Origin of the sequence: Leptospira borgpetersenii serovar Javanica, from assembly GCF_003046425.1 — a bacterium.
Classification (GTDB): domain Bacteria; phylum Spirochaetota; class Leptospiria; order Leptospirales; family Leptospiraceae; genus Leptospira; species Leptospira borgpetersenii.
In genome coordinates this window covers 115,001-125,000 of sequence record NZ_QAJG01000003.1, presented here as the reverse complement: position 1 = coordinate 125,000, position 10,000 = coordinate 115,001, and the positions used below count along the sequence as shown (strand labels likewise).

At 40.9% G+C, this 10,000-nt stretch carries 10 protein-coding genes, 1 pseudogene and 1 riboswitch (2 of these 12 cut by a window edge); of the genes and pseudogenes, 7 read left to right on the top strand and 4 right to left on the bottom strand.

Features of this window, described 5'->3' with window-relative positions; translation table 11 throughout:
• From recG to CLV95_RS03355, 5 genes and pseudogenes are all read left to right on the top strand, one after another.
• Positions 1–1,444 carry the 3' portion of an ATP-dependent DNA helicase RecG gene (gene recG / locus CLV95_RS03380; RefSeq protein ID WP_002732919.1) on the top strand. 737 nt of this gene lie to the left of the window's left edge, so only the last 1,444 of its 2,181 coding nucleotides appear in the window; its start codon lies off the left edge, out of view; its stop codon occupies positions 1,442–1,444.
• Positions 1,445–2,140: 696 nt separating this feature from the next.
• Positions 2,141–2,389, top strand: a complete 249-nt coding sequence (locus tag CLV95_RS03370; protein ID WP_002753850.1) for an AbrB/MazE/SpoVT family DNA-binding domain-containing protein — start codon at positions 2,141–2,143, stop codon at positions 2,387–2,389.
• The gene (locus tag CLV95_RS03365) at positions 2,383–2,706 is read left to right on the top strand and encodes a type II toxin-antitoxin system PemK/MazF family toxin (protein WP_011670965.1); all 324 of its coding nucleotides are present in this window, start codon (positions 2,383–2,385) and stop codon (positions 2,704–2,706) included. The genes CLV95_RS03370 and CLV95_RS03365 overlap by 7 nt, the downstream gene beginning before the upstream one ends.
• Before the next feature lie 215 nt (positions 2,707–2,921).
• A riboswitch (TPP riboswitch) is annotated at positions 2,922–3,016 on the top strand.
• Positions 3,017–3,141: 125 nt separating this feature from the next.
• The gene (gene thiC, locus CLV95_RS03360; protein WP_002738394.1) at positions 3,142–4,677 is read left to right on the top strand and encodes a phosphomethylpyrimidine synthase ThiC; all 1,536 of its coding nucleotides are present in this window, start codon (positions 3,142–3,144) and stop codon (positions 4,675–4,677) included.
• 366 nt (positions 4,678–5,043) lie between these two features.
• Positions 5,044–5,709: pseudogene (locus CLV95_RS03355) on the top strand (helicase-related protein); the annotation flags it as partial.
• A gap of 374 nt (positions 5,710–6,083) precedes the next feature.
• Here CLV95_RS03355 and CLV95_RS03350 read toward each other — a convergent pair.
• A complete protein-coding gene (locus CLV95_RS03350) occupies positions 6,084–6,428 on the bottom strand; it encodes a TIGR04452 family lipoprotein (protein ID WP_002728323.1) in 345 nt (114 codons plus the stop codon).
• A 332-nt stretch (positions 6,429–6,760) separates the two neighbouring features.
• Between CLV95_RS03350 and CLV95_RS03340 the strand changes: the two genes are divergently transcribed.
• Complete coding sequence (locus CLV95_RS03340; protein WP_002728313.1) at positions 6,761–7,504, top strand: M15 family metallopeptidase; 744 nt, start codon at positions 6,761–6,763, stop codon at positions 7,502–7,504.
• A gap of 6 nt (positions 7,505–7,510) precedes the next feature.
• Here CLV95_RS03340 and galE read toward each other — a convergent pair whose 3' ends face one another.
• Both galE and lpxA read right to left on the bottom strand, forming a co-directional pair.
• Positions 7,511–8,482 carry a UDP-glucose 4-epimerase GalE gene (gene galE, locus CLV95_RS03335; RefSeq protein ID WP_002728309.1) on the bottom strand — a complete coding sequence of 324 codons (972 nt, stop codon included), beginning with the start codon at positions 8,480–8,482 and terminating at the stop codon, positions 7,511–7,513.
• The gene (lpxA, locus tag CLV95_RS03330) at positions 8,479–9,258 is read right to left on the bottom strand and encodes an acyl-ACP--UDP-N-acetylglucosamine O-acyltransferase (protein WP_002728327.1); all 780 of its coding nucleotides are present in this window, start codon (positions 9,256–9,258) and stop codon (positions 8,479–8,481) included. Before lpxA ends, galE begins: the two co-directional genes overlap by 4 nt.
• 147 nt (positions 9,259–9,405) lie before the next feature.
• Between lpxA and CLV95_RS03325 the strand changes: the two genes are divergently transcribed.
• Positions 9,406–9,756 (top strand): Hpt domain-containing protein, encoded by a 351-nt coding sequence (locus CLV95_RS03325; protein WP_026054072.1) that lies wholly within the window; start codon positions 9,406–9,408, stop codon positions 9,754–9,756.
• A 227-nt stretch (positions 9,757–9,983) separates the two neighbouring features.
• Here the strand turns inward: CLV95_RS03325 and gmd are convergent, their stop codons facing one another.
• On the bottom strand, positions 9,984–10,000 hold the final stretch of the coding sequence (gene gmd, locus CLV95_RS03320; protein ID WP_002735602.1) for a GDP-mannose 4,6-dehydratase. 1,006 nt of this gene lie beyond the right edge of the window; the window shows 17 of its 1,023 coding nt (coding positions 1,007–1,023); its start codon lies beyond the right edge, outside the window — the gene reads right to left on this strand; the stop codon is at positions 9,984–9,986.

Sequence of the window (10,000 nt, the reverse complement as noted above, 5' to 3'; positions counted from 1 at the left end):
TCCAACGGACGAAGTTTCCTTGGATGCCGCGAAGTACAGACTCAAATACGAGGAGTTATTCTATTTCAATCTTTTGATCGAACACAAAAAGAGAGAGAGGGAAAAAATCAAACGCGTTCTCTGGCCTTTGCCGAAGTCGGAAACAGCTGACTCGGTTCGAAAAAATCTTCCTTTTCAGCTTACGGAAGATCAGAGTTCTGCGCTTCGAAAAATCGAAGAGTTGACCAAAAGGGATCAGCCTATCGCGGTTCTTTTGCAAGGTGATGTCGGCTCGGGAAAAACGTTAGTCTCCCTTTTGACTGCTTTGCGGTATATGGACAATCAGATCCAGGTTTGTATGGTCGCGCCGACGGAAATTCTAGCTAGACAACACTACCAGACTATCCTTTCTTTTTTGGGAAACATGCCCTTTTTAGGGATCGAACTTCTTGTTGGTAAAGAACCCAAAAAAAATCGATATGAAAAACTTTATAGAATTAAAAAGGGGGATACGTTATTCGTAATTGGTACTCACAGCGTTTTTCAGGAAGACGTGCTTTTTTCCGAGTTGGGTTTGGTGATCATAGACGAACAGCATAAGTTTGGAGTGGATCAAAGGGAAACTCTCCGTTCCAAGGGAAAAAATCCGGACATTCTCGCGATGACCGCGACTCCGATCCCGAGAACTCTTTGTCTTACCCTATATGGAGACTTGGATCTTTTGACGATCAAATCTAAACCCAAAGGTAGAATGCCAATCCAGACGAAATGGTTTCAGGAAAATCGAAGAGAGGGAGTTTATAAATCCATTCGCAAGTATGTTTCTTCTGGAAGACAGTGTTACATCGTTTATCCTTTGGTGGAAGAATCGGAAAAGGTGGATCTCAAATCTTGCATCGCAGCTTACGAACACTTGAAACACGAAATTTTTTCCGACTTCGAAGTAGGGCTCGTTCATGGGAAAATGGAAACCGAAGAAAAAGATCGAGTGATGCAGGAATTTTCCAAAAACAGAATTCAAATTCTCGTATCTACGACCGTGATCGAAGTAGGTATCGACGTTTCCAATGCGACAGTGATGATGATCGAACACGCAGATCGTTTTGGAATTTCTCAATTGCATCAGCTTCGGGGTCGTGTCGGTCGCGGAGATGAGGAAAGTTTTTGTATTCTTATGACGGACTCTAAGGTTACCGAAGACGCGAAGGTTAGGTTGGATGCGATGGTAAACTTCTCGGACGGATTTGCGTTATCCGAAATTGATCTTCAACTTCGTGGACCGGGAGAATTGATGGGAGTTCGTCAAAGTGGTCTTCCTGATTTTAGGATCGCAGATTTAAGAAAAGATTCCAAACTGATCGAATTGACCCGAGCAGATGCGATCTTGTTCGGAAATCCTGGAGATTTGGAAAAAGAGGAAATTCGAGGGAGATTCAGCGAAGGAAGACTTTTATTTTCAAATTAGTGGGTCTAAACGAAGAACTTAAACCTCCAATGCCGTCAAATTCGGAAGATGGATGAATATCGTTTAATATTGGTTATGCGAACATAGTATTATTTGGACAAACCTTAGTTAGGTTTGTATCTGGAATTGTAAAAACGAATAAAAACTTAGCTGGCAGCTAATTTCTTTGCTCTTAACCTTAATTATTGTTTTGGGTTTGTTCTCTTCAGCGGTAATCTTGATGATTTCTTTATCTAATAAGTATAATTCGAATTTTTACATTTTCCAATGGATCTTATTTGTATCTGCGATTACGATTTACTTTATTGTTGGCTCAATTGGACAAATGTATTTGGAAGAAGATTAAATTAGAGTTTGGTCCTTCGCCTAACTGCGGCTTCTCGCTGCGCTTCGAGATTGCTCTGCAACTCTTGCTTGGCCTTCGGCACATTTGCTTTGTCACTCGGTTTGCGAGACGTTCACTAAGGTTCGCTCAAATCTCGTTCTAATCCTTTCGCGCGTTTAGCGCGCTCCAGGACCGCAAACGTCGGGAAGCCTATTTCATTAGGCGACAGTTTTTAAAAATCTTTTTGAACTAAAAATTATAAGGGATTATTCAATAGAAAAGTTCGATTTCTGTAATTGCCCTTCTATTCAAATCAAGAGGATTGCCTCTTTTCGATTGACAAATTTTAATGTAATTACATAGTAATTACTATGAAGGCTTTAGTTGTAAAAATAGGTAATTCAAAAGGAATTCGGATTCCCAAAGCGGTTTTAGAAGAATGCCATATTGAAGAAGAAGTAGATTTACTAATCGATAACAATAAATTAATTATTGTGCCTCTAAAATCGAAACCAAGAGAAGGGTGGGAAAAACAATTTAAATCAATGTCATCTAATAAAGATGATAAATTGCTTATTCCTGATTCAATAGATTTATCGGATAAGGATTGGGAATGGTGATTTCTCAATACGAAGTATATTTGATAAATTTGGATCCAACGGTCGGACATGAGATTAAAAAATCAAGACCTTGCGTAATAATCTCACCTAATGAAATGAATAAAACTATCGGAACAATTATTATTACACCAATGACTACAAAATCTCGATCATATCCAACAAGAGTCGAATTAACATTTCAAGGAAAGAAAGGCTGGATTGTGTTAGATCAAATTCGAACTGTAGATAAAATACGTCTGATAAAAAAGTTAGGAAAAATAGATCCCAAAACAGTTAATAAAATGAAACTGATTATAAAGGAAATGTTGGTTGATTAAAATACTTGTTGATTCAATAAAAACCGTCGTCTAACTTCGGCTTCTCGCTGCGCTTCGAGATTGTTCGGCAGCTCTCGCTTGCCTTCGGCACATCTGCTTTGTCACTCGGTTTGCGAGACGTTCTGGCACAAGTCAGAAAACCTTACGATGGATCGATTTGATTGGAACGTTTTTTTTATTCTTGTCATCGAACTCTTGTCATACGATCCTACATTTGAAACCGTTGGGGGTGGAGCTGTGATGGCTTCTGAGAGAGTCCCCGGAACCTGATCAGGATAAAGCCTGCGTAGGAAAACGGATCATACAAAAGATTCTATCGTTGGGATAAAATTATGGACCTTAGTCCGTGGTTTTTGAACGGGAGAATCTTCGGATCGTATCAGTTTTTTACAGCTTACCTCAGTTCCTTTTCCAAGCCGACGGTCAGGAAAATGTATGGAATCCACTCAAGAATTTCAAGTCCCTCTGAAAACGATTCGTCTTACTGACGGGACCGAATATCAATCGTATCATACGGAGGGTTCGCTTTCCGACAAGAAACCTTCCGATTATAAAAACGGAATCCCAAAAATAAGGAAAGAATGGATCCGGACACGCCTCGATCGGGGTGATACGAATCATTCTCAGATGTATTATGCGAAAAAGGGAATCATCACCGAAGAGATGCGTTATGTGGCCCTTCGGGAAAATATGAATCCCGAGTTCGTTCGTTTGGAAATCGCGTGCGGTCGCGCCATTCTTCCTTCCAATCGAAACCATCCCGAACTTGAACCGATGATCATTGGTAGGAATTTTCTCGTAAAGATCAATGCGAATATCGGAAACTCAGCGCTCGGCTCCTCCATCGAAGAGGAAGTCGAAAAATTGCATTGGGCGGTCAAGTGGGGGGCGGACACGGTGATGGATCTTTCCACCGGAAAAAACATCCACGAAACGAGAGAATGGATCCTCCGAAATTCTCCCGTGCCAATCGGAACGGTTCCGATCTATCAAGCCCTTGAAAAGGTAAAAGGAAAAGCGGAGAATTTGAATATTCAAGTTTTCTTAGATACTTTGGAGGAACAAGCCGAACAAGGAGTGGATTATTTTACGATTCATGCTGGAGTTCTTCTGCGTTATATTCCTTTTACCGCAAACCGCGTGACCGGGATCGTATCGAGAGGGGGATCGATTCTTGCAAAATGGTGTTTGGCGCATCATAAGGAGAATTTTCTTTATACGCATTTCGACGAAATTCTAAAGGTGATGAAAAAATACGGTGTTTCCTTTTCTCTCGGAGACGGATTGCGTCCCGGTTCGATTGCGGATGCAAACGACAAGGCGCAATTCGGAGAACTCGAAACCTTGGGCGAATTGACAAAACGTGCCTGGGAAGAAGATATTCAAGTGATGATCGAAGGACCGGGTCACGTTCCTATGCATCTCATCAAGGAGAATGTCGATCTTCAGATGAAACTCTGCCAAGAAGCCCCGTTTTACACGTTAGGCCCTCTTGTTACCGATATCGCTCCGGGTTACGATCATATCACTTCCGCGATCGGTGCGGCGATGATCGGATGGTTCGGAACGGCTATGCTCTGTTATGTGACTCCGAAAGAGCACTTGGGACTTCCCGATAAGGAGGACGTCAAACAAGGAGTGATTGCGTATAAGATCGCGGCTCACGCGGCCGATCTGGCAAAGGGACATCCGGGCGCGATCAAACGGGACAATCTTTTGAGTAAGGCCCGTTTCGAATTCCGTTGGGAGGATCAGTTCGCGCTTTCCCTCGATCCCGAAACCGCGAAGTCCTTTCATGACGAGACTCTCCCGCAGGATCGAATGAAAACCGCGCATTTCTGTTCTATGTGCGGTCCTCATTTTTGTTCGATGAACCTGACCCAAGAACTCCGAAAGTTTGCGCAGGAGAAGGGAATGGAAGAAAAGTCCGAGGTAACAATTTGTAATCGAAAAAAAGAATCAGGAAAGTGATGAAATATTTTTTCATTAGAGTTGTTGAAAAATTCTATGATTCAGATTAATAAAATCGCTTCGAACGTCCATTTCAATGCAGCAGAAGGATAAAGAATTAATTTTTCAACAACTCTATTGGGAATCTCTCTCCCTCAAATACCCGCCAGTTTTTGATCTTAAAGTAACGTGAGTTCGATATAAGGTTCTGTCCAGCCGCGGGTTTTGGGCGCGTTGTAAGGAAGTTTGGGCGAATCCAGCCTTTGTGTAAGCAAAGGCTGAACCGCGCTTTAACTCAATGTTGCTGCCTAAACTCAGTGAAACGGCTTCCTAAGGAGCGCCGTTTCAGATCGCAACATAATGCTCCCATTCCTTCGGAATTTCCGCTACAATCGCATTCGCAAGTATGTTTCTTCTGGAAGACAGTGTTACATCGTTTATCCTTTGGTGGAAGAATCGGAAAAGGTGGATCTCAAATCTTGCATCGCAGCTTACGAACACTTGAAACACGAAATTTTTTCCGACTTCGAAGTAGGGCTCGTTCATGGGAAAATGGAAACCGAAGAAAAAGATCGAGTGATGCAGGAATTTTCCAAAAACAGAATTCAAATTCTCGTATCTACGACCGTGATCGAAGTAGGTATCGACGTTTCCAATGCGACAGTGATGATGATCGAACACGCAGATCGTTTTGGAATTTCTCAATTGCATCAGCTTCGGGGTCGTGTCGGTCGCGGAGATGAGGAAAGTTTTTGTATTCTTATGACGGACTCTAAGGTTACCGAAGACGCGAAGGTTAGGTTGGATGCGATGGTAAACTTCTCGGACGGATTTGCGTTATCCGAAATTGATCTTCAACTTCGTGGACCGGGAGAATTGATGGGAGTTCGTCAAAGTGGTCTTCCTGATTTTAGGATCGCAGATTTAAGAAAAGATTCCAAACTGATCGAATTGACCCGAGCAGATGCGATCTTGTTCGGAAATCCTGGAGATTTGGAAAAAGAGGAAATTCGAGGGAGATTCAGCGAAGGAAGACTTTTATTTTCAAATTAGTGGGTCTAAACGAAGAACTTAAACCTCCAATGCCGTCAAATTCGGAAGATGGATGAATATCGTTTAATGGAAGTTAAACGTAATAACTAAAAAAGGATTTCTGATTTCATAGCAAAGATATCTATTTAGGCAGCATTCGGTAAAATGGAATTACAGCCAAAATAGAATATTCAAAATTTATAAAATATTTACAAATTCAAGACCGAATGTATACGAAAAAAAATCTTCCACAAGCAACACATTGAAATTCTGTACCTACTCCCACTATAACATTACCTTACAAGTTACTTGAATCTTAAGATAAATTTGTCGGAATTGCGGCAATCCTAAACGCCTTTATTTTTCGGAATCCTTTTACGGCAAGATGCTCGGGATCAATCATACCAAATAAGATATTCTCTCGGTTCTAGATTACAGGTAAAACCTCCTATATTCACTGTAACAAGATTGGTGATCAAAGCGGAATTTGCGCAATTGTCGACGTCGTTTTTTTTATAGTAACGATTTTCGTCTATCTTTGCGAGTTGAGGTGAAATGATTGCAATGATCGCCGTGTCGTCGGGAGAGGAAACCGCTCCGATCAAAGCGCTGGTAAGGATTTGGTTTTTAGCATCTTTGCCGGAAACGGTATCCGGAGTAGAAAGCCCGACCTTATCAAAAAGGTAACAATTTGTAATCGAAAAGAAAGGAATCAGAAAAGTGATGAAGTATTTTTTCATTGGAAATGTCTCTCCTCAAATTTTTTACTTAAATTCGCGCCCGCCTGGAAGTAGTTTCTTTGGGCTTAAAGTAACAATTTCGGGAATGAATTCACAAAATATACTACATTCCGAAATATTTCAATTTTTATTATGGAACTTGTCTCAGGTGTGGGAACTCCGCGATTATTACGAACTTACCGAAGATTATGATGACTTCTTTTAAAATTTGGAGATTGATTTATAGTCGGTCAAAAAGAGTCGTATCCGCAATTGATATCGAGATTTTACGAACGGTTTCCGATAAAAACCCATTGCAAGAGACTTTGAGTTTTACATTTTGACGAGTAGGTATGAAAAGTTTACTTTCCGCCATTTTGATCTTTTTTGTTCAAAGTGCAATTTTTTCTCAAACGGGAAACGTTTCCAACGAAGCCTATGTGCTTGGAGACTTCAAACAGGAAACGATGTTAACAGCGTATTCCAACCCGGGAGAAACTAGAATTCATTATCTTAGGAAAGAAGTTTTAGAAAAATTCTTAGAACTAATTCAAGCCTATCAAAGAGAAAATCCGGAAGAAAAACAAAGGCCGTTCCTTGTGTCCGCTTTTCGTTCCTTTAAGGATCAGAAGAGAATCTGGGAGGAAAAATATTCCGGAAAAAGGAAAATGAGAGAAACCGTAAAAGGAAAAACTTCCCGGGAAATCGTTGCTTTGATTCTGGAATTTTCAAGCGCTCCTGGAACCTCAAGACATCATTGGGGAACGGATATAGACCTAAATGCATTAGAGAATTCTTATTTTCAAAAAGGCGGAAAAGGAGAAAAGTTCTATAACTGGATGTCTAAGAACGCAAGACGATTCGGTTTTTGCCAACCATATACTCCGAAAACTTCGAGAGGAAACAAAGGTTACAACGAGGAAAAATGGCATTGGTCTTACGCGTCGATCGCAAACAAACTACAAGACGACTGGGTTCGATTATTTAAAGAGGGAAAAATTCAATTCAAAGAAAAATTTTCAGGAGGAGAATTCTTACAAGACCTCTCTTTTGAATACGTGACTTCCGTAAATCCGGAGTGTAGATCGATTCGGTGATTTATTTTAAGCCGGATTTTGATATACGTTCCACATCGTTTTGAGAAGAGTTTTGGCCTCGCTATATTCCGGAGCCCATTTCAATAAACGTTGAGCCGTTGCCGAAGAAGCCAAAAGTTTTGCGGGATCTCCCGCTCTTCTCCCAGAAATTTTATGAGAGATTTGTCTTCCAACCACTTCCTCTGCAAGACGAATCACTTCCAAAACCGAATAACCCTTTTCGGACCCTAAGTTAACCGTGAGAGATTTTTTTTCGGAATCGAGATACTCAAGGCTTAGAACATGGGCCTTTGCCAAGTCGGTTACGTGAATATAATCACGAATACAACTTCCGTCCGGAGTTTCGTAATCGGTCCCGAATACTTCGAATTCGTTTCTCATACCCGCTGCAGTTTCCATGATGATCGGAAGAAGGTTTGCGGGAGTTTTTTCCAGACCCCGAACTTTTCCTTCGGGATCGTAACCTGCCGCATTAAAATAACGTAATGCAGCAAAATTGAATCCTTTGAGAGACTCGTACCACTTCAGGTTCTGTTCGATCGCAAGTTTCGTATAACCGTAATAATTTTCCGGATGAACCGGATGTTTTTCGTCGATGGGAAGGTATTGGGGAGAACCGTAAACCGCCGCAGATGAGGAAAAGATGAATTTCTTAGTCCCCGCCTTTTCCATATAAGTGAGAAGTTTAAGAGTTCCGTTGATGTTGTTCAGAGCATATTTGGAAGGATTTGTCATCGATTCGCCCGCCGCTTTCCACGCGGCGAAATGAAAGACTGCGTCGATCGGCTTTGAAAATGCTTTTTCTAAAACGAAGTCGTCCTGGATATTTCCTTGAATCAGTTCTGGTCCCGAAAAAAGATTTGCTTCATTTCCTTTTTCAAGATTATCTACGATTAAAATTTCGTGCTTTTTTTCAAGAAGAAGTGCGACTATATGACTTCCGATGTAACCTGCACCCCCCGTAATTAGTAATCTCACCTGTGGCTTGTCACTCCTCTATCGCTATCTCTAAAGAATTTTATAATATACTTTACTTCCTCGATTGGGTCGCTCGAAACCTCCAGCTCATTCAAGGCTTTTCTAGTCGGCATTCCTGAATGATAAATGATTTTATAGGCCTGTTTAATTGCGTTTCTTACTTCCGGAGAAAAACCGGCGCGTTTCAAACCGATGCTGTTCAGACCTACTACCGTGCTAGGATTTCCGTCGACCGTGGAATAAGGAGGAACATCCTGGACGACCTTTGCAAGTCCCGCGACCATTGCGTAGTCTCCGACAAAACAAAACTGATGAACCGCTGCCAAACCGGAGATAAACACAAAATTACCCAAAGTTACGTGACCGGCTAACACACAACCGTGCGTAAGAATATTATTATTTCCTAGAATACAATCGTGACCAACGTGAGAATTTCCCATAAAATAGTTTTTATTACCGATTACCGTCGGAGAATCCTCTTTGGTTCCTTTATGGATATTTGAGTATTCTCGGAAAATATTATGGTCGCCGATTACGGTTCGAGTTAAAAGTTGTTGATTAAATCCCAAATCCTGAGGTATTACTCCGATTACGGCGCCTTGATGAAAACGATTGAATTTTCCGATCTCCGAACCCGCGCAAATTTTTACGTGGCTTTCAATTACAGTACCTTCTTGAATGGAAACATTTCCTTCGATAATGGAGTAAGGACCGACTTCGACTGATTCATGTAATTCTGTTTTCGGGTCGATGACGGCAGTCGGATGTATTTTCATTTAAACCTCACTTTGGCTCTAAAATACAAAAATCGGTTCTGCTTTTTTATTCAAGCTTTTAAAGATGTCTTGAACAGGCGTAATGTTTACCGGAAAGTAGCTTTTCTTAATGCGAAAATAGGAAATACTTTGGGCGAGGTCGTAGATATGCTTGTGGACTGGAATAGATTGGATTCTTTGAAGCAGAGTGACGATGATGATGAAATCGCTTGGCTTAAAGAAATGGTTGAATCCCTTCTCACGAATATGGAAATCCGAATCAAAAATATCGTTCGTTTCGCGGAAGAAAAAAAAGACGTAGAACTTCAAGCAGAACTTCATCAAACCAAAGGGGTTTCCGCTAATTTCGGATTGGAGGATTTAAGGACCTTAGTCGCGGAAGCGGAACAATTTCTCAAAACAGGAGATCAGGATCGTTCTTATACTCTAGGTTTAAAAACAACTGTCGTTTGGGAACAAACTCGAGACGAACTCAAGAAAAAATTTGGGATTTTTTGATTCCATCTTTAAACCTAATACAATAGAGTTGTTGAAAAATTCCATGATTCAGATTAACAAAATCGCTTCAAACATCCATTTCAATGCAGCAGAAACGGATAGAGAATTAATTTTTCAACAACTCTAATTCTCTTTAAAGAAAGTAGTGTTCATCGGATTGGGATAAGGAAGCAGGAAAGTTCGTCCTATTTGTTTTCTTTGTTCAATTCGAAAATTAGAATGTGTTTTTAAAGTTTTATTCCGA

What these genes read in the sequence shown, in the direction of transcription:
- CLV95_RS03370 (WP_002753850.1), top strand. Translation starts at nt 2,141, where the DNA reads ATGAAGGCTTTAGTTGTAAAAATAGGTAATTCAAAAGGAATTCGGATT.
- CLV95_RS03365 (WP_011670965.1), top strand. Translation starts at nt 2,383, where the DNA reads ATGGTGATTTCTCAATACGAAGTATATTTGATAAATTTGGATCCAACG.
- thiC (WP_002738394.1), top strand. Translation starts at nt 3,142, where the DNA reads ATGGAATCCACTCAAGAATTTCAAGTCCCTCTGAAAACGATTCGTCTT.
- CLV95_RS03350 (WP_002728323.1), bottom strand. Translation starts at nt 6,428, where the DNA reads ATGAAAAAATACTTCATCACTTTTCTGATTCCTTTCTTTTCGATTACA.
- CLV95_RS03340 (WP_002728313.1), top strand. Translation starts at nt 6,761, where the DNA reads ATGAAAAGTTTACTTTCCGCCATTTTGATCTTTTTTGTTCAAAGTGCA.
- lpxA (WP_002728327.1), bottom strand. Translation starts at nt 9,258, where the DNA reads ATGAAAATACATCCGACTGCCGTCATCGACCCGAAAACAGAATTACAT.
- CLV95_RS03325 (WP_026054072.1), top strand. Translation starts at nt 9,406, where the DNA reads ATGCTTGTGGACTGGAATAGATTGGATTCTTTGAAGCAGAGTGACGAT.